21 protein-coding genes and 1 pseudogene are annotated in these 23253 nt (G+C 64.5%); 10 read left to right on the forward strand and 12 right to left on the reverse strand.

The window, feature by feature from the left end:
* Window positions 1-208: 208 nt before the first annotated feature.
* On the reverse strand, window positions 209-1534 hold the full coding sequence (argG, locus tag B2246_RS12650; protein WP_008645466.1) for an argininosuccinate synthase: 1326 nt from the start codon (window positions 1532-1534) through the stop codon (window positions 209-211).
* A gap of 289 nt (window positions 1535-1823) precedes the next feature.
* Here argG and B2246_RS12655 point away from each other — a divergent pair, with 289 nt between their 5' ends.
* From B2246_RS12655 to B2246_RS12665, 3 genes are all read left to right on the forward strand, one after another.
* Window positions 1824-2252: a VOC family protein gene (locus B2246_RS12655; RefSeq protein WP_008645464.1), complete on the forward strand. Its 429-nt coding sequence runs from the start codon at window positions 1824-1826 to the stop codon at window positions 2250-2252.
* Between the two features lie 99 nt (window positions 2253-2351).
* Window positions 2352-2555: a SlyX family protein gene (locus B2246_RS12660; protein ID WP_008645462.1), complete on the forward strand. Its 204-nt coding sequence runs from the start codon at window positions 2352-2354 to the stop codon at window positions 2553-2555.
* Window positions 2556-2646: 91 nt separating this feature from the next.
* Complete coding sequence (locus B2246_RS12665) at window positions 2647-3228, forward strand: DUF1439 domain-containing protein (RefSeq protein ID WP_008645460.1); 582 nt, start codon at window positions 2647-2649, stop codon at window positions 3226-3228.
* Here the strand turns inward: B2246_RS12665 and B2246_RS12670 are convergent.
* From B2246_RS12670 to B2246_RS12680, 3 genes are all read right to left on the reverse strand, one after another.
* Window positions 3225-4082 (reverse strand): DMT family transporter, encoded by an 858-nt coding sequence (locus tag B2246_RS12670; RefSeq protein ID WP_187192316.1) that lies wholly within the window; start codon window positions 4080-4082, stop codon window positions 3225-3227. The genes B2246_RS12665 and B2246_RS12670 overlap by 4 nt on opposite strands.
* Window positions 4083-4385: 303 nt before the next feature.
* Window positions 4386-5219: an NAD-dependent protein deacetylase gene (locus B2246_RS12675; RefSeq protein ID WP_008645457.1), complete on the reverse strand. Its 834-nt coding sequence runs from the start codon at window positions 5217-5219 to the stop codon at window positions 4386-4388.
* Entirely contained in the window at window positions 5216-5434 is a 219-nt protein-coding gene (locus B2246_RS12680; RefSeq protein ID WP_035836226.1) for an oxidoreductase-like domain-containing protein, read from the reverse strand. The genes B2246_RS12675 and B2246_RS12680 overlap by 4 nt, the downstream gene beginning before the upstream one ends.
* A gap of 224 nt (window positions 5435-5658) precedes the next feature.
* On the opposite strand from B2246_RS12680, the gene B2246_RS12685 reads away from it, so the two are divergent.
* Together B2246_RS12685 and B2246_RS12690 are read left to right on the forward strand one after the other, a co-directional pair.
* Window positions 5659-7911: a patatin-like phospholipase family protein gene (locus B2246_RS12685; protein ID WP_286882467.1), complete on the forward strand. Its 2253-nt coding sequence runs from the start codon at window positions 5659-5661 to the stop codon at window positions 7909-7911.
* Between the two features lie 293 nt (window positions 7912-8204).
* Window positions 8205-9059: an IclR family transcriptional regulator domain-containing protein gene (locus B2246_RS12690; protein ID WP_008645453.1), complete on the forward strand. Its 855-nt coding sequence runs from the start codon at window positions 8205-8207 to the stop codon at window positions 9057-9059.
* Between the two features lie 47 nt (window positions 9060-9106).
* Here the strand turns inward: B2246_RS12690 and B2246_RS12695 are convergent, their stop codons facing one another.
* Entirely contained in the window at window positions 9107-9901 is a 795-nt protein-coding gene (locus tag B2246_RS12695) for a flagellar brake protein (protein ID WP_008645452.1), read from the reverse strand.
* A 261-nt stretch (window positions 9902-10162) separates the two neighbouring features.
* Window positions 10163-11022: pseudogene (locus B2246_RS12700) on the reverse strand (LysR substrate-binding domain-containing protein).
* A gap of 147 nt (window positions 11023-11169) precedes the next feature.
* On the opposite strand from B2246_RS12700, the gene B2246_RS12705 reads away from it, so the two are divergent.
* Window positions 11170-11784 (forward strand): LysE family translocator, encoded by a 615-nt coding sequence (locus tag B2246_RS12705; RefSeq protein ID WP_017512081.1) that lies wholly within the window; start codon window positions 11170-11172, stop codon window positions 11782-11784.
* Between the two features lie 145 nt (window positions 11785-11929).
* Here the strand turns inward: B2246_RS12705 and thpR are convergent, their stop codons facing one another.
* Genes thpR through B2246_RS12720 form a run of 3 tightly spaced genes read right to left on the reverse strand, consistent with a single transcriptional unit; the run spans window position 11930 to window position 14549 of the window.
* A complete protein-coding gene (gene thpR / locus B2246_RS12710) occupies window positions 11930-12484 on the reverse strand; it encodes an RNA 2',3'-cyclic phosphodiesterase (RefSeq protein ID WP_286882466.1) in 555 nt (184 codons plus the stop codon).
* A gap of 17 nt (window positions 12485-12501) precedes the next feature.
* On the reverse strand, window positions 12502-13050 hold the full coding sequence (locus B2246_RS12715) for a methylated-DNA--[protein]-cysteine S-methyltransferase (RefSeq protein ID WP_286882465.1): 549 nt from the start codon (window positions 13048-13050) through the stop codon (window positions 12502-12504).
* The gene (locus tag B2246_RS12720; protein WP_286882464.1) at window positions 13047-14549 is read right to left on the reverse strand and encodes an AlkA N-terminal domain-containing protein; all 1503 of its coding nucleotides are present in this window, start codon (window positions 14547-14549) and stop codon (window positions 13047-13049) included. Before B2246_RS12720 ends, B2246_RS12715 begins: the two co-directional genes overlap by 4 nt.
* A 188-nt stretch (window positions 14550-14737) precedes the next feature.
* Between B2246_RS12720 and B2246_RS12725 the strand changes: the two genes are divergently transcribed.
* Entirely contained in the window at window positions 14738-17611 is a 2874-nt protein-coding gene (locus tag B2246_RS12725) for a M16 family metallopeptidase (protein ID WP_286882463.1), read from the forward strand.
* 105 nt (window positions 17612-17716) lie between these two features.
* Window positions 17717-18088, forward strand: a complete 372-nt coding sequence (locus B2246_RS12730) for a hypothetical protein (protein ID WP_008646193.1) — start codon at window positions 17717-17719, stop codon at window positions 18086-18088.
* Between the two features lie 163 nt (window positions 18089-18251).
* Here B2246_RS12730 and B2246_RS12735 read toward each other — a convergent pair whose 3' ends face one another.
* The 3 genes from B2246_RS12735 to B2246_RS12745 all read right to left on the reverse strand — a co-directional run bounded on the left by B2246_RS12735 (window position 18252) and on the right by B2246_RS12745 (window position 20495).
* Window positions 18252-18827: a hypothetical protein gene (locus B2246_RS12735; RefSeq protein WP_008646192.1), complete on the reverse strand. Its 576-nt coding sequence runs from the start codon at window positions 18825-18827 to the stop codon at window positions 18252-18254.
* Between the two features lie 60 nt (window positions 18828-18887).
* On the reverse strand, window positions 18888-20045 hold the full coding sequence (locus B2246_RS12740) for an acyl-CoA dehydrogenase family protein (RefSeq protein WP_011518115.1): 1158 nt from the start codon (window positions 20043-20045) through the stop codon (window positions 18888-18890).
* Between the two features lie 126 nt (window positions 20046-20171).
* Window positions 20172-20495 (reverse strand): hypothetical protein, encoded by a 324-nt coding sequence (locus B2246_RS12745; protein ID WP_008646190.1) that lies wholly within the window; start codon window positions 20493-20495, stop codon window positions 20172-20174.
* Window positions 20496-20892: 397 nt separating this feature from the next.
* On the opposite strand from B2246_RS12745, the gene B2246_RS12750 reads away from it, so the two are divergent.
* Together B2246_RS12750 and B2246_RS12755 are read left to right on the forward strand one after the other, a co-directional pair.
* Window positions 20893-22206: an MFS family transporter gene (locus tag B2246_RS12750; RefSeq protein ID WP_011518113.1), complete on the forward strand. Its 1314-nt coding sequence runs from the start codon at window positions 20893-20895 to the stop codon at window positions 22204-22206.
* Window positions 22207-22290: 84 nt separating this feature from the next.
* A complete protein-coding gene (locus B2246_RS12755) occupies window positions 22291-23244 on the forward strand; it encodes a LysR family transcriptional regulator (protein ID WP_008646188.1) in 954 nt (317 codons plus the stop codon).
* Window positions 23245-23253: the final 9 nt, after the last annotated feature.

The following is a 23253-nucleotide window of genomic DNA, read 5'->3' on the forward strand; positions in this document are numbered from 1 at the left end:
CCCCGGATCCAGCTTGTAGCCATCCCAGCAGCCCAAGGCCTGCAGCGTCTTCCGATCCAGCATCCCGTTCCGCAACGGCCCTCTTAACGGCCCTCTTAACGGCCATTAGGATACGGAATGTGGCAATTCAGTCCCCGGAATTCTCCGAAGAACCAAAAAAAGCGGCACGATCGCTCGTGCCGCTTTTCCGTCCGGAAACGTGCCGTGCTCAGTCTTCGAGCTTAGGCAGCGCCGCGCTGGTCTGGTTCGACAGCAGGCCGGACTTGGCGTACGTCTGCAGCTTCTCGCGCGTGTCGACGATGTCGAGCGTGCGCATCGTGAGCTGGCCAATACGGTCCAGCGGCGTGAACATCGACTCGCCCTTTTCCATCGTCAGGCGCTCGGGCTTGTACGTCAGGTTCGGAGACGTCGTGTTCAGGATCGAGTAGTCGTTACCGCGACGCAGTTCGATCGTCACCTCGCCGGTCACGGCGCCAGCCACCCAGCGCTGGGCGGTTTCGCGCAGCATGATGGCTTGCGGATCGAACCAGCGGCCCTGGTACAGCAGGCGGCCCAGACGGCGGCCGTTGTCGCGGTACTGCTCGATGGTGTCTTCGTTGTGGATACCGGTGATCAGACGCTCGTAGGCGATGAACAGCAGCGCCAGGCCCGGGGCTTCGTAGATGCCGCGGCTCTTGGCTTCGATGATGCGGTTCTCGATCTGGTCGCTCATGCCCAGGCCATGACGGCCACCGATGACATTGGCTTCCATGAGCAGGTCGACGGCATTGGCGAACGTCTTGCCGTTCAGCGCCACCGGCTGGCCTTCCTCGAAGCGCACGGTCACTTCCTCGCGCTTCACTTCGACGTCATCGCGCCAGAACTGCACGCCCATGATCGGCTGGACGATGCGGATGCCGGAATCCAGGTGCTCCAGATCCTTGGCCTCGTGCGTGGCGCCGAGCATGTTCGAATCGGTCGAGTACGCCTTTTCCGCCGACATCTTGTAGGCATGGCCGTGCTGCCGCATGAACTCGGACATTTCGGCGCGGCCACCCAGTTCGTCGATGAACTGCTGGTCCAGCCACGGCTTGTAGATCTGCAGACCCGGGTTGGTCAGCAGGCCGTAGCGGTAGAAGCGCTCGATGTCGTTGCCCTTGAACGTGCTGCCGTCGCCCCAGATGTTGACGCCATCTTCCTTCATCGCCGCCACCAGCATCGTGCCGGTCACGGCACGGCCGATCGGGGTCGTGTTGAAGTAGGTCACGCCAGCCGTCGAGATATGGAACGCGCCGCATTGCAGCGCGGCGATACCTTCGGCCACCAGTTGGGTGCGGCAGTCCACCAGACGGGCGGCCTCGGCGCCGTACGCCATGGCGCGGCGGGGGATGTCGTCGTAATCCGGCTCGTCGGGCTGGCCCAGGTTCGCCGTGTAGGCGTAGGGAATGGCGCCCTTCTGGCGCATCCAGAGGAGCGCGGCGCTGGTATCGAGTCCGCCCGAGAAGGCGATTCCGACGCGCTGGCCGGAAGGAATGTGCTGCAGGATGGTAGTCATCGCCAGAAAACCAGGTGAATTTGTCGGCTCTTGGGGCGCCCCCGCACGATCGCGTCATGCGGCGAGCCGGTCCGGCGCCCGAAACTCGTAACCGTGAATTGTGACATGGCCCGGCGTCAGCGCCAAACGGCAACGGTGAAACAAGCCTTTCGCAACCCGTCATATCTGTCCCCGAAAATAGATGTGGACATCCCCCGGACTCTCGCCTAATCTTTGTGGACGCCGTACACAAGTACCGGTTCAGCCCCCCGCCCGGCCGTATTGGGCGCCCAATCCACAGGAGTTATCGATGTCCTCGAAAGTCCAGCCGTATCTGTTTTTCGATGGTCGCGCTGAGGAAGCGGCCGAGTTCTACAAGACCGCCCTGGGCGCGCAGGTTGGCGCCATGCTGCGCTACCGCGATGGCCCCAAGGATGCCGGTCCCGGCTGTGGTCCGGCCGTCATCAACCAAGACAAGATCATGCATATGGCGCTGCAAATCGGCGATGCAGTGATCATGGGGTCCGACGGGGAAGCCAAGGGCAAGACCGAGTTCAAGGGCTTCGGCCTGTCGCTGAACGTGGCCAATGCCGCCGAGTGCGACAAGACGATGGAGAAGCTCGCCGAAGGTGGCCAGATCAACATGCCGCCGTCGCAGACGTTCTTCAGCGAGCGCTTTGGCATGGTCACCGACAAGTTCGGCGTGATGTGGATGGTGATCGCCGGGCCCAAGGAATAACCTGGCCCACTGGTCTACTGGTCCACTGACCATCGTTGCCGTTCTCCGGCTGGCCGTACCGTGCAGTCCCGTACAATGCGCGGCCAACCGGAGAACACCATGGAATCCCGCCTGACCGATCTGGAGATCAAGGTCGCCTTCCAGGAAGACCTGATCGAGACGCTGAATCTCGCCGTCGCCCGCCAGCAGCAGCAGATCGATCTGTTGCAGGCGCAGTTTCGCGCGCTGTACCAACAAGTGCGTGCCAGCGCACCCATGGCTGCCGAGTCCGATCCGCAGCACGAAATCCCGCCGCACTACTGAAACCTGTCGATGGCCCGCACCGGCGTCACATGTCGGAACGATCACCGCGCGGCACGGGTCTGACTGCGTAACTTCGATTCGCATCCCGGCCATGTCCCGTACCCTGATCAACCGCCTGTCCCGCGCACGCCGACCTTTGCTGGCCCTGGCCATCGTCGCGGCTGCGCTGGGCACTGCCCACGCCGGCTACAACGTCTGGACTGGCGAATACACGTTCACCAAGGACGAGTTGCAGAGCGCGGTGGATAAGCGCTTCCCGGCCACGCTGCGCTATGGCGAACTGGTCAGCGTGCGGCTTTCGAACCCGCGCCTCGTGCTAGACGAGGCCGGCAACCGCATCACCACCCGGGTGGACGCGGCGCTCTCGAACACGGTGATCCCGTCCCCGCCGGTCAACGGCTCGCTGGCGCTGAACAGTGGCGTCCGCTACGACGCCACGCGCCGCGCGGTGCTGCTGGACAACCCGACCGTGCAGGACGTGGAGGTGCAAGGCATGAGCCAGTATCGCGAGCAACTCAACGCCATTGGCGCCGTGGTGGCCCAGCAACTGCTGAAGGACTATCCGCTGTACACGTTCAAACCCGAAGAACTCCGCTTCAACGGCAAGGACGTCGAGCCGGGCGCCATCACCGTGGCGCCCGACGGCATCCGCGTGCAGGTCAACCTGCGCTAGCGTCCCGCGCGAAACACCAGCGCCAGCCCCATCGGAATGGCAATCATGCCGACTAGCGCAAGCGGCGCGGGCCGGTTGCTCAGCGCGACGAAGTCCAGCAGAACTGTGACAGGCGGCACCAGATAGAACAGGCTGGTCACGTTGACCAGGTTACCAGCCTGGATCAGCCGGTAGAACAGCAGCGTCGCCACCACCGAAATCACGATCCCCATCCAGAGCAGCGGGAAAAAGAAGCCCGGCACGTGCTCGAACCGGAACGGCTGGAACGGCACGCACAGCAGGCACATCGCCAGCGCCACCGTGTACTGCAGCGGCAGGATCTCCACCGGGGCCTGCCGGACGCCTTTCTGCCCGATGGCGCCCACCGTCATGCACGCGAGCGCGGCCAGAGCGGCACCCCAGCCAGCGATCGAGAACCTTGCGGCCATCAGGCTATCGGCCACGATCGTCACCAGCCCGGCCAGCGCCAGCGTCAGACCTGCCAGCCGTGCCACCGACACGCGCCGCTCCATCCAGAGCAAAGTCAGGATTGGCTGCACGCCCAGCACGGTAGCCAGTACACCCGGCGTCATGCCGAAATCCAGTGCCAGCAGGTAGCTGATCGAGTATCCGCCGATCATCAACGCGCCCGTCACCGCCACACGCACGCGCGTGCCGGGGGCTGGCAACACGCGCCGGCGTGCCACGCCGATGGCGGCAAGCAGGGTCAGCGCGATAACGAATCGCAACGTAAGAAACGCAAATGGCGAGGCATGGGAAAGTCCCACACGGCTGAAGATCGCGCCACCACTCCAGAGCAGCACGAACAAAGGGGTCGCGCCATACACGGCAAGCGCGTGCATGGACGTGCGCATGGCGGATGCGTCCGCCATGACGTCTTTTTCGGAATTCATGAATTGTCCTGTCAGAAACCACGCAGGCTCCGGCGCGTGCCGCGCGCGATGCGCGAGCACGTCTTCGTCAGCGATACCGGAGACGTAAGTCGGCTGGAATCAGCCGCGCGGCGGCGCGCAGGAGGGCGCCGTGACAGAAACAGGGGTCATGGGATGACTGGTTGGGGGCACCCGAAGATATCGGGCAATGCGTCGATCCTAGCGACAGGCGCCGCCGGGGTCAATCGGAGGTCCATTGGTGGTCAATGTTCGGTCACTGGGCGGTCAATCGGCAGCCAGCCCGATCCCGGTCGCCAGCGCGGACAGAGTGGGCCCGATCGGCGCGGATACCTTGAGTGTCAGCAGCGGATCGGCGCGCGTGGTGCCAAGGTTCAGCGCGGCGATCGGCAGGCCCAGCTCGTTCGCCCACAGGCAGAAGCGATAGCCCGAAAACACCGTCAGCGACGACCCGACCACCAGCACGGCATCGGAGTTGGCGAGTGCCGCCCGGCCGGTATCGACGCGTTCACGCGGCACCGACTCGCCAAAAAACACCACATCGGGCTTGAGCACGCCCTCGCATCGCTCGCAGACCGGCACCGCGAAATTGTCGAACAACGGCGACTCCAGATGCGCGTCGCCATCCGCGGCGGGCAATGCCGTCATGTCACGAAAATCGGGATTGTGTTGCCAGAGCCAGTGCTGCAGGCCCACGCGGGGGTAGCGCGTGGCGCACGACAGGCACACGACCTGTCTGATGCTGCCGTGCAACTCGACGACATCGCGGCTGCCCGCCTGCTGGTGCAGTCCATCCACGTTCTGGGTAACCAGCGCCGACACGCGCCCGGCATCGCCAAGCCGCGCCACCACGCGATGGCTGATATTCGGATGTGCCCCCACCGCCACCGGCCAGCCGACCATGCTGCGCGCCCAGTAGCGTTGCCGTGCCGCGTGACCACTCATGAACGCGCTGATGGTCATCGGCGCCGAGCGTTGCCACCGGCCTTGCTCGTCGCGATAGCCCGGAATGCCTGAGTCCGTGCTGATGCCGGCGCCGGTCAGGACGAACAGGCGCCGATGCCGTTCAACGAAGTCCTGAAGCGCGGCGGAATGGTTCACGAATGCGTTGCGGCGTTATCGCGAGCGGCCTGGCGAGCGGCCTGGCGCGCCTCCCATGCCCGCAGTTCCTGGCGATAGCGCTCCATCTCGTCGTTGTAGAAATCGAAGACGCATGGATCGCAACCGCTGCCGCAGCACTCGTTGTCGCCGGGTCTTTCGGGCGGCGCGGGTTTTGGATCGTCGGGGGGCGTGTGGAAATGTTCTGCGGAAGACACGGAAGACACGGAAGACGCAATGGAATCAGGTACGGCGCCAGTATATGCCGCATCGGCTATCCCGCGCCGGAGCGGACAGAAGCCGACATGCGTGACCGCCGATCTGAATGGTTCCGGCGCGCGTGATGAATTGTTTTGATCTTGGCGCATGGCATACGCCACATGCGGACCACACTGCTAGTGTTGAAGGTCGCGGCAATGTCCTTCGCCGCCCCCTCTTCTTCATGTCATCTGCGATGCGCCACGCCTCTGCCCTTCTTCGCTGCGCCGCATGGTTGGCAGTGCTGTGTTCGGGCGCGATAGCCGGCCCGTCGGCGCTGGCGGCCGAGCCCGCCGCGACATCGGCGCCGCAGGGCCGGCCTAAGATCTGCCTGGTGCTTTCGGGCGGCGGCGCGCGTGGCGCGGCCCATATCGGCGTGCTCAAGGTGCTCGAGGAACTGCGCGTGCCGATCGATTGCATCGCCGGCACCAGCATGGGATCGATCGTCGGCGGCGCGTACGCGACCGGCATGAGCACGTCCGACATGGAGAAGCTCGTCGGCGGGCTGACGACGGCAACGATCTTCAAGGAGCGCCCGCCCCGCCAGGATCTGGCCATTCGCCGCAAGATCGACGACCACACGAACCTTTTCACGCCCGAGATCGGCGTGCGCTCGGATGGCCTGCTTTTGCCCAAGGGTGCCGTCTCGGGTGTGCAGCTCGAAACCGTGTTGCGGCAACTCGCCAATGCTCCCGGCTATCGCAACTTCGACACACTACCGATTCCGTATCGGGCAGTCGCCACGGATCTGGTCGCCGGTACGCCGGTGGTGTTCAGCCAGGGCGAACTGGCCAACGTGATGCGGGCAAGCATGTCGGTGCCGGGCGCGGTAGCGCCCACCGAGTACGAAGGCAAGCTGCTGGTCGATGGCGGCCTGACCGACAACCTCCCCGTCGACGTAGCGCGGGCGATGGGCGCGGACATCATCATCGCCGTCAATCTTGGCACACCGCTGATGAAGCGCGAGGAGCTGACCTCGATCATCGGGGTGACCGGACAGATGCTCAACATCCTGACCGAGCAGAACGTGCGCACATCGCTGGCCTCCTTGAGGCCCACGGACATCCTGATCAAGCCCGAATTAGGGGATTTCTCGGCAGGTGATTTCGACCACCTGCCCAAGACGATCCCGATCGGCGAGGCCGCCGCCCGGAAAGAGGCGAGTCGGCTATCCGAGCTGTCGATCCCGCCGGCACAGTATGCCCAACTGCGCGCGCGACAGATGGCGCTGCCGCCGCCCGACGTGCGGCCCGTCGACGAAATCCGCTTTGCGCCGATGGAACGCGTGAATCCGGCGTTCGCGGCCGCCACGATGGAGACCAAGCCCGGCGAGCCGATCACGCAGGCCACTCTCGATCGCGACATGCGCCGCCTGTTCGGCACCGGCGACTTCGAGCACGTGAACTATCGCTTCCTGGAAGAACCGGGCAAGCGCGTGCTTTCGGTCGATGCGATCGAGAAATCCTACGGCCCCGACTATCTGCGCTTCGGTCTCGGGCTGAGCACCGACTTCCGCGGCGATGCCTACTTCAACCTGCTGGCCAGCTACCGCCGCACCTGGCTGAACTCGCTCGGGGCGGAGTGGCGGACCGATGTGCAGGTGGGTCAGACTTCGAGCCTGGTCAGCGAGTTCTACCAGCCGCTCGATACGCGCCAGCTCTTCTTCGTGGCGCCGCGTATCGAACTGGAGCGGCGGCCGGTCAATATCTTCAACGGCAGCACCAGACTGGCCCAGTACGATCTGCGCCGCACTGACTTCGCATTCGACATCGGCAGCCAGATCACCAAGTACGGCGAGGCCCGGCTTGGTGTGGTTGTTGGGGAGCAGAATGCTTCGCTATCCACCGGCCCCGAGTATCTGAGCCCCGGCCCCGGCCGCGTCAACCGGCGCGCCATCGAAGGCCGGCTGCTGGCGGATCAACTCGACAATCTCAACTTCCCGCGCTTCGGGTACGGCGGCACGCTGAACGTCTACGCCTCGCAGGGTGGCATGGGCGCGACCGATACCTATACCAAGGGCGATATCTCAGGCGCGTGGGCATACTCGATCGGCAATAACACGCTCAGTTTGGCGTTCAAGGCCGGCAGCAATATCGGCGGCCCCGCCCTGCCGAAGTACGACCTGTTCCAATGGGGTGGCTTCCTGCAGCAGTCGGGGTACAGCACGGGGCAACTCATCGGCGGCAATCTGCAGTTCGCGCGGATGGTCTACTACAACAAGCTGATCCACCAGACATTTTTCGACGGCGTCTACGCTGGCTTCTCGCTCGAAGCCGGGCGCGTTGGCGCGCCGCTGGTACCGGGTAGTCCAACCGGGCTGCTGAAGTCGATGGCGGCATTCCTGGGCATCGACAGCCCGGTCGGGCCGCTCTACCTCGGCTATGGCCGGGCGGCGGGCGGCAACTATGCGTTCTACCTGTTCCTGGGCAAGCCTTGAGGAAGCAATAAGGAATGCCTTGAGCGATCCTGAAGCCGCCGCGAACCTCCCCCGAGCGCCCTTTGCGCCACCAGATGTTGGCTGCCAGCGCGTTCCCCCACCTTAGTTGTATTTAATGTCTCTGTACCCCTACCTATACTCGATTCGTCGTCAGGACCCCCGTCTTGACCGACACCCCCTTCCCCGTCGCCGTCCCGACCGGCGACATTTTTTTGTCCAGAAGGCGGCAATCAGCGCTCTGGGGCGTTAAGATGCGCGATTATCGAACGCTCCCCCGCACCGTTTTATCCGCCATGGACGCTCCGAGCCCCAGCCCCATCAGTCTCAAACCCGCGCAAGCCGACACCGTGCGCGCTGCCAAGCCGCCCGCCGACATCCTCGGCAGCTTTGCCGGCGATCCCAACTTCATGCTCTCACTGGCACGCGGACTGACCGTGCTCGAGGCATTCTCCGAACGCAAGCGCCCACTGACTATTTCCCAGGTGGCGCAGCGCACGCAGTTGTCGCGCGCTTCGGTTCGCCGCTGCCTCTACACGCTGGAGCAGCTTGGCTACGTCAGCCAGCAGGACGGCCACTTCGCGCTGCGTCCGCGCGTGCTGCATCTTGGCCACGCATTTTTCTCGTCGAGTGCGATCGTCTCTCTGGCGCAGCCCGTTCTGGATAGCCTCAGCGCGCGCGTGCACGAAACCTCGGCGCTCGCCATCCTCGACGGCACCGACATCCTGTATCTGGTTCGCTCGGAAGTGCAGCGCGTGCTGACGCACTCGCTCGGCATGGGCAGCCGCCTGCCGGCCTATTGCACGTCCACCGGCCGCCTGTTGCTGGCCCATCAGCCGCAACCGATCCTGGAGGCGTTCTTCGACCATGCTGAACTGCGCCCGCGCACGCTGCTGACCAAGATCTCGCGTCCTGAGCTTGAGGCAGCCTTCCAGCGCGCCCGCGACATGGACTATGTGCTGATCGACGAGGAACTGGAGCCGGGATTGCGCGCAATCGCCGTGCCCGTGCGGTCGCAGGCCGGCGTGGTGCTGGCTGCCATCAGCGTCAGCGTGAAGGCCAACAAGGTGTCGGAAGGGGAAATGATTGCGCGGCTGCTCGGCCCCATGCGGGAGGCGGCAGCCGCGATCGGCAAGATGATTGGCAACTAAGCGGAAATTGAGCGGCAACTGAGCCGCTTTCCGCTTGCGCCGGGGTGTCAGCCCCGGTGCGCCAGTTCGAGCTGGAACACCAGGCGCTGCAGGAAGTTTTCCATGCGGCCGTCCGGGTTCAGGAACGCGCATCCGTAGTGGTGCACGGTGTTGTCGTCGAAGCCCACCAGCCAATGACCCACCACCTGCATGTCGAGCTCCAGCCGGCCGAGTTCGGCAAAGTCCAGCAGGCAGCGCTTGATCACGGTGCCCACGGGCAACTGGTCCGCGCCCACCGCGCGCGAGCGCAAACCCACCCCTGACAACGACAAGTCAGCGATATCGAGCTGCAGCGCCTGCTTTTCCGTCTCGGGAATTCGCAGTTCGCAGCGGTAGCCCTTGGTCAGCAACGTGCGCGCGCGGAAATGGCGGCGGCGCTGGAAGTGGTACAGCTTCTCGGGAAAATCGGCGATGAACGCGGGACCGCCTTCAAAGCGCGTGGCGCCCGGCGTGCCAACGATAAAGTTGACCGGCACTCCGCGCAGCAGGCCGGAAAAGGCGTTCTGCTCCGACGACATCAATGCCTGACGCTCGCCATCGGCACGGCACCAATCGAAAATGAAGGTCTTGTTGGCCGGATCGACATGCAGGATCGACGTCACGATCTCGGAGCCGCCCTTCGAGCGCACACTCAGCAGGCACTTCTGCCAGGCCATATCGCGCAGCACGGTGCCGATCTGTGAGCTGTGCGTCAACCGGTAGCGTTCATCCGAGTGGGCCGCAGCGTCCCGCTCGTCGGCCTCGCCATCGACCTGGGACTGTGATTGGGCCAGCTTGGACCCGATGGGTTCTTGAAGACTCATGGAGATACGCTACGTCGAAAGGGTTGCGCCACAACGCACCCTTTTGGGGGGCGGGCACTGGAAAGCGGAGACAGCTCGCGGCGACCAGCCGCCGCATGGTAAGCGCCACCCGAAGGTGGCGCAAGCACCTGCCATATGCTTCGGCAAAATACGACGTAACTTTAGCGACAGACTTCCGAGGGGTGGCGCACGTAACGCTTCCTCCATTTCTCGACTCCCGCATCTCGACGCACTCGGATGGCGATAACAGCACCACCCTGCCTAGGCCTGCGACGATGCGTTTGCCTCGGCATGGAGCCAGTCGAACAACGCCAGCCGGCGCGAGTCATGCTCGAACGGTACAGGCGAGAGCAGATGGTACGCCGAGCCATCGGCCACGAAGCCCCGAGGTGCGGCCATGCGACCGTCGGACAACTCGTCATAGGCCATCAGCTCCGAAGCAATCGCCCAGCCAAGCCCCGCGGACGCGGCCTGCAGGCTTAGATAAAAGTGCTCGTACCAGACGTCCGTGCTGCCAGTGAGCACATACCCCGCGCTACGCGCCCAGCGCTGCCAGGCATCGGTCTAGTGCGCGTATGCAGCCAGGGCATTGCATCGAGCCCGTGATCTGCCAGATCCGGCCGGCAAACCGGCCCCACCCGCTCGGGCGTCACCTCCCGCGTGTGCCAGCGCGTATCGAACGGAGAATCATTGCGACGCAATGCCACGTCGACACCGCTACGCGCAAAGTCGATCGCACCGCCAGCAGCCATCAGATGCAATGGGATATCGGGATGCCGCGCGGAAAACCGTGCCAGCCGAGGAATCAGCCAGCGCATGGCGATGGTTGGCTCGCATGACAACACCAGCGCGGTGTTCGCAGCGGGCTTGCGGATGCGCTCGACCGCCGCCGCAAGCAAATCCATCGACTGCGTGGCCGCGGACTGGAGCGTGCGGCCAGCCTCGGTCAGAAAGACCGCGCGATTGCGCCGTTCGAACAGGCTCACGCCGAGTTCGGCTTCAAGCTGGCGGATCTGCCGACTGATGGCGCCGTGGGTCAGGTGCAACTCGTCAGCCGCGCGGGCGAAGTTCTGGTGACGCGCGGCGGCTTCGAAGAAACGAATCCAGCCGAGCCAGTGCATCGATGGCATGCCAATCAGTCAGTTTTTCTCACGGAATATGGCGAGTATATATCGTTTGCCGTACCCGTTTCTGCGAATAAAAATGCCATATGTCGTGCCATCGAATACACGGCTTACGCAACGAAAACTGACTGGAATACCACAACAATGACTCCCCTCGCCGAACTGCTGGCCGTCGCGGCCATCACCCTTCTTGCCGTCATCAGCCCCGGCCCGGACTTCGCCATGGTCACGCGCAACAGCTATCTGTTTGGCCGCCGCACCGGGCTGCTTTGCGCGCTGGGCATCGCGCTCGGCGTGCAGGTACACGTTGCCTACACCATGTTCGGCGTGTCACTGCTGGTGCGCCATGCGCACGGGCTGCTCTCGATCATCAAGCTGGCTGGTGCGGCCTACTTGATCTGGATCGGCATTCAGACACTGCGCAATCGCAAGGCGTTGGACGTCGACGCCGATGGGGCACCCGCCGTTTCAGGACTGGCGGCGTTTCGCATGGGTTTCCTGACCAATGCGCTCAACCCGAAGACCACACTGTTCGTGGTCAGCACGTACTCGCAGGTCGTCAACGAGCACACGCCCGCCGCCGTGCAGTTTGGCTATGGATTGTTCATGTCGGCCACGCATTGGGTCTGGTTCAGCATCGTCGCGTGGTGTTTCGGCTCGAAGTCGCTGCGTGCCGCGATGCTGCGATACCAACGACAGCTCGATGTCATCATCGGGACTGCCCTATTCGGGCTGGGTGTGGCACTTGGCGTCAGGTAGCCCACGGCGTTGGGCAAGCCAGCCAGATACTGCGTGGAATATGCGTTGCAGCCGATACATGGCAGATTTGAGGCCAACACGCAAAGCGGCTGTCCGGATGATCACCGGCCGAGCGGCACGGCGCGACAGGTGTCAGCGTTGGGGGTCAGTAGCCTGGACCATTCGCTGCAAGCGGATAGGCGGCCCGCGCCACATGACGCGCGCCCTGTCGGTCAAGAACGCTCTCGAACAGCACGAACCGATCGATCGTGCAGGCAGGTAGCGACAGCGCCCGACGCGCCGCCAGCCAGTCCCGCAATACATGCTCCGGCACCTCAGGCCGGCAACGTGCCAGGGTCAAATGTGGCCAGAAGCGGCGGCGCTCGGGTGGAATCCCTTCGCGCTCCAGCGCGGCGGTGATGGCGTCGACCAACGCCTGCATCGGCGCCGACGCCTCCAGCCCGGCCCAGAGTATGGCGCCCTGGTGGCCACGAAAACGGCCGACGCCCTTCACCTGCAATACCACGGGCGGCGCTGTCACCTCGGACAACACCCGTTCGATCCGCGCCGCCGTGGCGTCATCCTGCTCGCCCAGAAAGCGCAGGGTCAGGTGCAACTGCGCGGCCATCGTCGGCCGAATGCCGTGCTGTGCTGGAACGATGCGCAGCAGGTCCGCCACCGACGCGGCGGGAGGCTGGATGGCGACGAACAGACGCGCCACGCGCGCTCCCGCCTTCGTCAGCCCAGGGCGAGGACGGCCTGACCCAGCGCCGTGGCTTGCAACTGGCCCGGATAAAGCACGCCCTCCAGCGTCAGCAACGCACGCTTGCGGTCCACGCCGCCCGCGTAGCCGGTCAGGTCGCCGGTCGCGCCAAGCACGCGATGACACGGGACGATGATCGACAAGGGATTGCGCCCCACGGCACCGCCTACCGCCCGCGAATGGCTTGGCGGCAAGCCGAGCCCCGCGCCGAGTTGTCCGTAGGTCGAAGTCTCGCCGAATTCGATGTCGCACAGCGCTTGCCAGATCCGCTGCTGGAAGGCGCTGCCAACCAGCCGGAACGGGACGGAGAATCCATGCAGCGCCCCGTCGAAGTAGGCGCCGAGTTCCGTCGCGGCCTGCTCCAGCACGCGCGCATCCGCTGCGGGCATCGCCGAGACGGGAGTGGGACGCGCCAGCCCCGGGTAGTACTTCTGGCCGGCAAAGAACACACCGGTCAACGCGCCGCCATCGGCACGCAACAGCATGTCGCCCAGCGGGCTGTCGATGATCTGATGGCTGCTCATGCTGCCTGCTCCTCGATATCGCTAGCCTGAAGCTTCAGCGCTTCGTAGCGGTGCCAGAGATGGATTGCCGCATAGGCGCGCCACGGCGCCCATCCGGCGGTTTTCGCCTGCATCCCGCGAACCGTATCGACGCCCAGCACCTTGCGCAGCGCGTAGTCGGTGCCCGGAAACGCGTCAGGCCAGCCTAGCGCGCGCATTGCGACGTATTGCGCCGTCCAGTCTCCGATGCCGTCGATGGCACGCAATTGCGCCACGGTCACCTCGGGTGGTGCGTGGGGATCGAGATCGATCTCGTGGGCAGCCACGCTGCGGGCCAACGCATGAATCGTCCGGGTCTTCGCGGCGGTCACGCCTGCCGCCCGATATGCCTCGTCGGGCAATGCAGCCAGAACCTGCGCGGTCGGGAAGGCGTGTGTCAGCGGCGCCTGGCCGGCAGGCGTGGTCAGTCCTGCCTGGGCCGCTTCCGGCAGCGGTCCGCCAGCCGCCTGCACCAGCCGAGCCAGAATGCGCCTCGCCTGCACCACCGGAATCACCTGACCGACGATCGCGCGCACCCCGATCTCGAATCCGTCGAACGCGCCGGGCAGGCGCATTCCAGGCGTCTGCGCAGCCAGTTCGCCCAGGTGGGCGTCGACGATGTCGGGGCGACAGCCCAAATCGCATAACCGCCGGACCTTGCCCAATGCCTGCGGAATCACAGGCGCCAACGTGCCGGACAACGTGATGCGCAGCACCGCGCGCCGCGCCACATGCTCGAGCCGCACCCAGCCCGCATGACACCGGCCGCCCGCTTCGATCGACAACGTGCGCGAGTACACCTCGCCATCACATTGTTCGATGCCCTTGACGGCACGCACGGCCAGAAATCCGAGCAGCGCCTCCCACGCCAGCGGCGGCCGGTAGCCGAGCTCGAACACGAGCCGGTCCGCCATGCCGTCTGCGGCGCGCTTGCGCATCGCCAGGGGCGTCAGACCATAGCGCTCCTTGAGCACGTCGTTGAACCGCCGCACACTGCCGAAGCCGGCTGCCAGCGCCACCTCGGTGACGGGCAGCGCGGTGTCTGTCAGCAGGCGCTTGGCCAGCAGCAGCTTTTGCGTCTGGGCATACTCATGCACCGACACGCCGAACTCGGCATCGAACAGGCGGCGCAAGTGACGCTCGGTCACACCGATCCGGGCGGCCAGTTGGGCCACGCCCGCGTCGAACATGAAGCCTTCGTCGATCAACGTGGCGGCGGCCTGCGCCAGCCGGCCGGAGATGTCCGCCAGGCCATGCCCCGGCGCCAATTCCGGGCGACAACGCAGGCAAGGCCTGAAACCGTGTTTCTCCGCGGCGGCGGCTGTCTCGTAGAACGTGCAGTTCTCGCGCTTGGGCGTGCGCACGGCGCAAATCGGCCGGCAGTACACGCCCGTCGACGACACCCCGACGAAGAAGCGTCCGTCGAAGCGCCGGTCATGCGAGGCCACGGCCTTGTAGCAGGTGTCGGGATCGAGTTCCATGCCATGCATCCTACGCCTTTACAACGTGACAAACCCGCTGGAATCGGACATTCGCCTCGGGCCCGGACGCCGCCAGCAGTGACGATTGTTGTCCCCGAATCCGAAAGTGTGCCGGCACGCGGTTCGCGTGTCGTCCATCCGGCTAGAATCCTTGCAGACGGCCAACCGGCGCCGTCTACGGAGAATTCATGCGTCGTCTTGTCACCAGTTTTGCCGCCAGCCTCGTCACCGGCGCGGCTTGCTTCATCTTGGCGGGCCTGAGCGCCCTGCCCGTGCCCGCCTTCGCCGCGCGGCCGAGCAGTGCCGCGCTCCCGCCAGCCGCAGCGCCGGTCATCCGCGCGGAGCGCGTGGCCGCCGTGGAAGGCATTACCGAGTATCGGCTGCCGAACGGCCTCCGGATCCTGCTCGCCCCCGACGACGCCCAGCCGACCACCACGGTGAACATGACCTACCTCGTGGGCAGCCGGCACGAGAACTACGGCGAAACCGGCATGGCGCACCTGCTCGAGCACCTGATGTTCAAGGGCACGCCGTCATTGCCGGGCCGGACGATTCCCACCGAGTTCGCCCGCCGCGGCATGCAGTTCAACGGCACGACGGCGCAGGACCGCACCAACTATTTCGAGACCTTTGCAGCCAGCGACGACAACCTCGACTGGGCGCTCCGGATGGAAGCGGACCGCATGGTCAACAGCTTCATCTCGCGCGCCGACCTCGACAAGGAAATGACGGTCGTACGCAACGAGATGGAGATCGGTGAGAACAATCCGATGCGGATGCTTCAACAGCAGATGTACGCGGCGGCATATCGGTGGCACAACTACGCCAAGGCGCCGATCGGCGCGCGCAGCGATGTCGAGCGTGTCGGTATCGAGAACCTGCAGGCGTTCTATCGATGCTACTACCAGCCCGACAACGCGGTGCTGGTGGTAGCCGGGCAGTTCGATCCGGTGCGTGCGCTGTCACAGATCGAGCAGGCGTTCGGGCAGATTCCGCGGCCCACGCGCGTGCTCCCGACCGAGCACACCGTGGAACCGCCGCAGGAAGGCGCCCGGGAACTGACACTGACGCGCCCAGGCGACAGCAGCATCGTGGCCGCGATGTATCACGTCGCGCCGGGCGCGCATCCCGACACCACGGCCCTGGCGCTGCTGACGGTCATCCTCGCCGACACGCCGGGAGGGCGGCTCGAACATGCGCTGGTGGACACACGCAAGGCCGCATGGCAGATGTCGATGTTCGACGCGATGAAGGATCCCGGCGTGATCCTGTTCGCGGCAGGGACAGGCAAGGACCGGCCCATCGAGCCGGTGCGCGCGGCGCTGCTCGCGGAAATCGAAGGACTGGCCGCAAAGCCAGTCACTCAGGACGAACTGGATCGCGCCCGCGTGCGGATGCGTAACGCGTACGAGAAGATTCTCAACGATCCGGCACGCTATGGCGTGGCGCTGTCCGAATCCATCGCAAAGGGCGACTGGCGCCTGCTCTTTATCGCGCGCGACCGCGTGGAAACCACCACGCTGGAAGACGTACAGCGCGTGGCGGAGAACTACCTGCGCCAGACGAACCGCACGGTCGGCGAGTTCCTGCCGGGAGACAAGCCCCAGCTTGCGACCATTCCGCAGTCGCCCGACGTGGCAGCGCTGGTGCGCGACTACGCCGGCAAGGCTGTCGCGCAGGCCGTGCCCACGTTCGACCCGAGCCCGACCAACATTGACGCCCACACGGTGCGCCAGACGCTTCCAAACGGGATGGAGCTGGCGCTGCTATCCAAGCCGACGCGCGGCGAAGCGGTCAATGGCACGCTGGTCCTGCATCTGGGCAATACCCAGTCCCTGCAAGGGAAAACAGCGATTGGCTCGCTGACAGCCGGAATGCTCGACCGTGGCGCGGGCGTGTTCAGCCGTCAGCAGATTGCAGATCGGCTCGAGGCGCTCAAGGCCAATGTATCGATCTCGGGCAGTTCGGAGCGGCTGACGGTACGGTTCGAGACGCACCGCGCCTACCTGCCCGACCTGCTGGACCTGTTGCGCACGGTGCTGCGCATGCCGACATTCCCGTCGGCCGAACTGGAAACCCTGCGCGCCAGCAGTATCGCGGGTGTGGACAGCCAGCGTCGCCAGCCCAACGCGCTGGCGCCGAACGCCCTCGGGCGCCATGGCAACCCATATCCGGCCGAGGATCCACGCTACACGCCAACCTTCGACGAAAGCGTGGCCAGCCTCAGGAGAGTGACGCAGGCCGATCTGCGCGAGTTCCATGCGCAGTTCTACGGCGCGGACCATGCGCAACTTGCGATCGTCGGCGACTTCGACGCCGACGACGCCGCGAAGCAGATCCAGTTCCTGTTCGGCGACTGGCGAGCCCAGGTACCGTTCGAGCGCGTGGATCGCCCGTTCATCGCCATTCCGGCGGCCAACTTCACGCTCGACACGCCTGGCAAGGCCAACGCTGTGTACCTGGCATCGCAACCCGTCGATCTGCTCAACGACTCGCCGGACTACCCGCTGATGCTGATCGCAGCCAGAGTGCTCGGCGGCACCGGTATGCGCAGCCGGTTGGCCGACCGGCTGCGGCAGCAGGAAGGCATCAGCTACGGTGTCTCGAGTTCGCTGTCGATCGGCGCACTCGACCGCGCAGGACGCTTTGCCTTATGGGCCGTCTACGCACCGCAGAACCAGACGCGCCTGCGCGACGCGGTGGATCAAGAAATGCAACGCTTTGTGCGCGATGGCATCACATCCGTCGAGCTGTCCGAAGCCGTCAGCGGGCTACTGCAACAGGGCCTGATCAGCCGCACAAGGGATGGCGTGCTGGCTGGGGCGCTGGCGAACCAGCTTTACCTTGGCCGCACCATGGCCCATACGGCCGAAGTGGAGGCTCGCATCAGCAAGGCCACGCCGGAGGCGGTCAACGACGCGATCCGGCGTTACCTGAGTCCGAATACGCTGACGCAGGCATTTGCCGGGGATTTCAGCTCGGGTGCAAGCACCCCGGCCGCAACGGCGGCGGAACCCGGCACCGCGCCCGCAGCCGCCCCAGCAGAACCAGCCCGACCCTGATCCGGCAATGCAGCGAGGGATGACGGAAACGTCATCCCCCAAGCCTTGAGACCTGACGACAATCACTGTATATTCATACAGTGATCATTCAGACTAGAGGTATGGATGTCGATTGTGCGAGCTAGCAGCAAGGCAGAAGCGCTCAGGCTTCTGGCCTCTGAGCAGATGCTTGCGCTTGAGCTGGATTACGAGACCGGATGGCAGGACGCCGTCGAACTCGGACGGCTCGGAGAGAAGCGCGGTATCAAGGTGCAGTACCGCGGACAGGAGAGCATCGCTGTCCGCTCCCATGACGCCCTGATCGAAGGGCTTGGCAAACCCAAGACAACGTTCCGGCAACGCAATCTGTATTGCCAGTTCGATCTCGGCACGATGGCCGATCAGCATCTTCTGGAGCTCGAAGCCAAGGCGAGCCGCCTCGGTGACTACATCCTGGCGGGACACCTGCTACGCGATGTGGACGGCGTGTGGGCGTGATCGGTTGAAACCGGCCCGGCGGTAGCTGTGGTGATGGTGGCAATGGCGTTGCCAGCGATTTCCCCAGTGACAGCAAGGATGGCGGCATCGTTCACCGTTGCCGCATCCGCCAGCGCAATCGTCAAAGCCGTTGCTATTGCTACTGCTATTACTGCAGCCGGTGTTATTGCCAGACGCGCATCGCGCCGGCCCAGCGGGCGGCTGCGGAGGTGTGCATCATCGCGCGATCCGCTTCATTGGCTGGCTGGGACTCGACCGCCGCGCCGTCGATGGCCGTGCAGCACAACACGGCGGTCACCAGTGTCTTGATATTCCCGCGTCCGGTGCTGGCCAGCGCTGCCAAACGGTCATAGCCGTCCAGCACGATCAGGTGGTCGCCATCGCGTGGATGCATTTCGAGCGTGTACAGGTGATCGCACTCGCATTGCATCCTGCCGCCCGATACCGCGACGACGATCGCGCTGGGAAGCGCCAGACCGCAGTCGCGTACCGAGTTCAGCAACCGGTCCAGATGGGCTTGCGCGCGATAGTCGCGCGCCGAATGCGACGGTTCCGGGCCGCGGCCCAGCGACATCAGTTCGTCCGGGGATACGACCAGCGTGTAAGCCTGCAGCGTCGTGCGATACGTCGCCACCACGGCACGAAGCCGATGCACTTCGCGGAGATCGTCCTGGGACACCTTTGACTGCTGCCCCGCCGTGACCGGCCCTTGCGAGGCCGTTACCTGGAACCTGCTCATCCTGTCTCCTATCCCCTCAGGCCCATCCGGCCTGATCGTTCCGGCTTTCTTGAGCCGTGCTCAGTCGCGCAGCAGTTGCTTGGCGATGATGAGCTGCTGGATCTGCGTCGTGCCTTCGTAGAGGCGCAGCAGACGCACGTCGCGGTAGAAGCGCTCGGCCTTGTATTCGGCGATATAACCCGCGCCACCGTGGATCTGCACCGCGCGGTCCGCCACGCGGCCCACCATCTCGGTACAGAACATCTTCGTGCACGATGCCAGCATGCTGACTTCCGGATCGCTCTTGCCTGCCGGCTTCGCATCATATCGCTGTGCGCAATCGCGCACCATCGACAGGCCCGCATAGAGTTCTGCCTGGCTGTCGGCCAGCATCCCCTGGATCAGTTGGAAATCGCCGATCGGCTTGCCGAACTGCTTGCGCTCCTTCGCGTACGCCACGGCGTCGGTAATCAGCCGGTGCGCCATGCCGCAGGCCAGCGCCGAGATGTGCAGGCGGCCACGGTCCAGCACCTTCATCGCCGTCTTGAAACCCACGCCCGGAACACCACCGATGATGTTGGCGGCCGGCACGCGCACGTTTTCCAGCACCACGTCGCACGTCTTGGTACCGCGCTGGCCCATCTTCTTGTCCGGCTTGCCCAGCGAGATGCCCGGGGTATCGGCCGGCACGATGAACGACGAAATGCCCGACGCGCCCTGGCCACCCGTGCGTGCCATTAGCGTGAACGCTCCCGCGCGCGGCGCGTTGGTGATGAACCGCTTGGTACCGTTGATCACATAGTGGTCGCCGTCGAGGTCGGCGCGCGTTTGCAGCGAGGCGGCGTCGGAGCCGGCGTTCGGCTCGGTCAGCGCGAACGAGATGATCAGCTCGCCGCTGGCGATCTTCGGCAGATAGGTCTGCTTCTGTTCCTCGGTGCCGTCCATCAGGATGCCCTGCGAGCCAATACCCACGTTGGTGCCGAACACCGAGCGAAAAGCAAAAGCCGTGTGGCCCAGGTCGTAGACCACATCGCATTCCTGCGACATCGACAGGCCGATGCCACCGTAGCTCTCGGGAATCGAGATGCCGAACAGGCCCATTTCCTTCATGTCGGCCACGATATCGGCCGGCACATCGTCAATCTCTTCGAGCGTGTCCTCGGCCGGCTTCAGGCGATCGTCGATAAAACGCTGCACCGAGGCGCGCAGCAGGGAAAAGGATTCGGCGTCGAGGGCCATGGCAATCTCCGGTGATTCAGATGCGATAACGAAGGCGAACAATGGTACGCGGACTATCGAATTTGACAATCCACTGCGACTTGGACAGAACCGACAGTATTTTTTGACAATAAGCCAGATTGAAGCCTATCGATCACATTTCTTTTTGGCGAGGGTTTCGCGGGTATAGCCATAGCTCACGCGCAATTGATGCTCGACAGCGTCGGCCTGGTCCAGGCACGAGAACACAAGATCGTCCTTGAACTTCTGCGTGACGCCCTTGAGCCGTGGGGCCTCATAAGAAATCTCCCGCGCGCGGCAGCGCAGGAACAGCAGCGTCTCCTCCGACGCCGAACGCAGTTGCGACTGATCGACGCGCTGGCATTGCACGAGATCGGGTTCTGCCTGCGCGATCAATGGCATGAGCAACAACTGCGGCAGCAGAATCAGCAGATAACGCAAAACGGGCATTGGCAGGCTTCGGGAAATATCGGGAAAGACTTGGATAAGGGGGCTGGGGCGCAATCCGCAAGCATCATTGCGCAGCGTGAAGCGTCATGCAAGCCATACGGTCAAGTGAGGCGCGAGGCAGCCAAATTCCGCGCCAGCCCACACCAGCATTTGCAGAAACACTATTCACCCGTAAAGACAATGTTCCGCGAACCCAGCGCGGGCTGGGCCCTTCCGAATTTGGCTGGCAACCATCTGCGCACTTCTGCTGTGCAGTCTTCGTTTTACGAGTTACGCTAAGTAGGCACACGGGCCCCAGTGTGCGACGTCGCTCCCGCCACGAACCGCCTGGCCTCGTCGCCCATTGCGCCCGCCCCCATCCGGCGGCAAGCCCCACCGCCAAGAATCAGAAGGTCCTATGACAGACACCGCCTCTTCCGTCACCACCGGTACGGCACCCTCCCCCGAAGAAGTCAAGAAACGCATCTTCGCGATTGTTGCCGCGTCGTCCGGCAATCTGGTGGAATGGTTCGACTTCTATGTCTATGCGTTCAGCGCGATCTATTTCGCGTCATCGTTCTTCCCCAAAGCCGACCCCACCGCGCAGCTCCTGAACACCGCCGGAGTATTCGCGGCCGGCTTCCTGATGCGGCCGATCGGCGGATGGCTATTCGGCCGCATCGCCGACCGCACCGGCCGCAAGCACTCGATGGTGATCTCGGTCACGATGATGTGCTTCGGCTCGCTGATGATCGCCTGCCTGCCGACCTATGCCGCCATCGGAAACCTGGCGCCGGCGCTTCTGCTGTTGGCACGGCTACTGCAGGGCCTCTCGGTCGGTGGCGAGTACGGCACCACCGCCACGTACATGAGCGAAGTGGCGCTCAAGGGCCGGCGCGGCTTCTTCTCATCGTTCCAGTACGTGACCCTCATCGGCGGCCAGCTGCTGGCCGTGCTGGTGATCGTGATCCTGGAGCAGTTGCTGACCGAGGCCGAACTCAAGGCCTGGGGCTGGCGCATCCCGTTCGTGGTTGGCGCGGTCACCGCGGTGGTGGCCCTGCTGCTGCGCCGCACGCTGCATGAAACGACCACCGCCCAGTCGCGCAACAGCAAAGGCGCCGGCACTGTGGGCGAGCTCTTCCGCCACCACAAGGCCGCGTTCTTCACGGTGCTCGGGTACACGGCCGGCGGCTCGCTGATCTTCTACACGTTCACCACGTACATGCAGAAGTACCTGGTCAACACGGCCGGCATGCCGATCAAGACGGCCAGCTACGTGATGACAGGCTGCCTGTTCCTGTACATGTGCATGCAGCCGCTGTTCGGCATGTTGTCGGACCGCATCGGTCGCCGCAACAACATGCTGATGTTCGGCGCGCTGGGCGCAGTCGCCACGGTGCCGATCCTGACCGCGCTCAAGACCGTCAGCAGCCCCGAGATGGCGCTGTTGCTGATCTGCGTGGCGCTGGCCATCGTCAGCTTCTACACGTCGATCAGCGGCATCGTGAAGGCCGAGATGTTCCCGCCGGAGGTGCGCGCGCTGGGCGTCGGCCTGGCATACGCGGTCGCCAACGCCATTTTTGGCGGCTCGGCGGAGTATGTGGCGCTGGGCCTGAAGTCGATCGGGCACGAGAGCGCGTTCTACTGGTATGTCACCGCGATGATGGTGGTGGCGTTCCTGGTCAGCCTGCGCCTGCCGCGCCAGGCCAAGTACCTGCATCACGAGCACTGACCGGCCACCCGCCGCAGTCATGGCAAACTGAGGGGCCTTCGGGCCCCTTTCTATTTGCACGCGCCCTTCGCTCGCCTCCCCGCCATGGATCTCAACGCCCTGCGCCTGTTCGTCGATATCGTCGACGCCGGCAATCTCAGCGCCGCCGCGCGCAAGCTCAAGATGACGCGCGCCAACGTCAGCTACCACCTCAAGGCGCTGGAAGAGGAACTCGGCGTGCAACTGCTGCGCCGGACGACCCGGCACGTGGAACCGACGCCGGTGGGTGCCGGACTGTACGAGCACGGCAAGAACATCCTGGGCGAAGTGGCCGCGGCCAACGCGCTGATCAGCAGCATGGGCAAGAGCCTCCAGGGCCATGTGCGGCTGTCGGTACCCACTGGGCTGGGTCACACGATGATCTCGCCGCTGCTGGTGCGCTTCAAGCAGCGCTATCCCGATATCACGCTCGACGTCGTGTTCGACAACCGCATCCACAACCTCGTCTCCGAGGATGTGGAAGTGGCGCTGCGCATCATCTCCACGCCCCCCGACTCGGTCGTTGCCACCGAAATCGGCGGGGTGGACTGGCTGCTTTGCGCCGCGCCGTCGTATCTGGCCGGACGCACGCCGCCCGCGGTACTGGCCGACCTGACGACCCATGCGATCGTGTGCGCGTCGCCGATCGGGCAGAAACTCAAGGTGTCGGGCACACGCGACGGCACGGCCGAGCGCGAACAGGTGGTGCTGGAGCCAACCCTGAGTTCCGAAAACTTCGCGTTCCTCAAGGAGGCCGTGGTCGGCGGGCTCGGCATCGGCATTTTTCCGCTCTATGCCGTGGACAAGGAACTGGCCAGCGGCGCGCTGGAATCGCTGCTCGGCGACTATCAGATCAGTGCGTTCGGCAGCAAGCTGTACATGCTGACCATGCCCAATCGCTACCAGACCATGGCAACGCGCTACCTGCTTACGTTCCTGAGAACAGAGCTGCAGGCGATCTGGCCGCGCATCCGTGCCGGCGGTGCCGACAGTGCCTATAGTGAGAACACTCAGGACTAAACTGCGCGT

The organism is Cupriavidus sp. UBA2010, from assembly GCF_002335265.1.
Taxonomy (GTDB): Bacteria; Pseudomonadota; Gammaproteobacteria; order Burkholderiales; family Burkholderiaceae; genus Cupriavidus; species Cupriavidus metallidurans.

Excerpts from the sequence above, each read along its gene's own strand:
- B2246_RS12715 (WP_286882465.1), bottom strand. The coding sequence starts at position 13,050 with ATGAGCAGCCATCAGATCATCGACAGCCCGCTGGGCGACATGCTGTTG.
- B2246_RS12690 (WP_008645453.1), top strand. The coding sequence starts at position 8,205 with ATGGACGCTCCGAGCCCCAGCCCCATCAGTCTCAAACCCGCGCAAGCC.
- B2246_RS12670 (WP_187192316.1), bottom strand. The coding sequence starts at position 4,082 with ATGCGCACGTCCATGCACGCGCTTGCCGTGTATGGCGCGACCCCTTTG.
- B2246_RS12685 (WP_286882467.1), top strand. The coding sequence starts at position 5,659 with ATGTCATCTGCGATGCGCCACGCCTCTGCCCTTCTTCGCTGCGCCGCA.
- B2246_RS12660 (WP_008645462.1), top strand. The coding sequence starts at position 2,352 with ATGGAATCCCGCCTGACCGATCTGGAGATCAAGGTCGCCTTCCAGGAA.
- B2246_RS12755 (WP_008646188.1), top strand. The coding sequence starts at position 22,291 with ATGGATCTCAACGCCCTGCGCCTGTTCGTCGATATCGTCGACGCCGGC.
- B2246_RS12705 (WP_017512081.1), top strand. The coding sequence starts at position 11,170 with ATGACTCCCCTCGCCGAACTGCTGGCCGTCGCGGCCATCACCCTTCTT.
- B2246_RS12745 (WP_008646190.1), bottom strand. The coding sequence starts at position 20,495 with ATGCCCGTTTTGCGTTATCTGCTGATTCTGCTGCCGCAGTTGTTGCTC.
- B2246_RS12740 (WP_011518115.1), bottom strand. The coding sequence starts at position 20,045 with ATGGCCCTCGACGCCGAATCCTTTTCCCTGCTGCGCGCCTCGGTGCAG.
- B2246_RS12655 (WP_008645464.1), top strand. The coding sequence starts at position 1,824 with ATGTCCTCGAAAGTCCAGCCGTATCTGTTTTTCGATGGTCGCGCTGAG.
- B2246_RS12750 (WP_011518113.1), top strand. The coding sequence starts at position 20,893 with ATGACAGACACCGCCTCTTCCGTCACCACCGGTACGGCACCCTCCCCC.
- B2246_RS12725 (WP_286882463.1), top strand. The coding sequence starts at position 14,738 with ATGCGTCGTCTTGTCACCAGTTTTGCCGCCAGCCTCGTCACCGGCGCG.
- argG (WP_008645466.1), bottom strand. The coding sequence starts at position 1,534 with ATGACTACCATCCTGCAGCACATTCCTTCCGGCCAGCGCGTCGGAATC.
- B2246_RS12730 (WP_008646193.1), top strand. The coding sequence starts at position 17,717 with ATGTCGATTGTGCGAGCTAGCAGCAAGGCAGAAGCGCTCAGGCTTCTG.
- B2246_RS12695 (WP_008645452.1), bottom strand. The coding sequence starts at position 9,901 with ATGAGTCTTCAAGAACCCATCGGGTCCAAGCTGGCCCAATCACAGTCC.
- B2246_RS12720 (WP_286882464.1), bottom strand. The coding sequence starts at position 14,549 with ATGGAACTCGATCCCGACACCTGCTACAAGGCCGTGGCCTCGCATGAC.
- B2246_RS12665 (WP_008645460.1), top strand. The coding sequence starts at position 2,647 with ATGTCCCGTACCCTGATCAACCGCCTGTCCCGCGCACGCCGACCTTTG.
- B2246_RS12735 (WP_008646192.1), bottom strand. The coding sequence starts at position 18,827 with ATGAGCAGGTTCCAGGTAACGGCCTCGCAAGGGCCGGTCACGGCGGGG.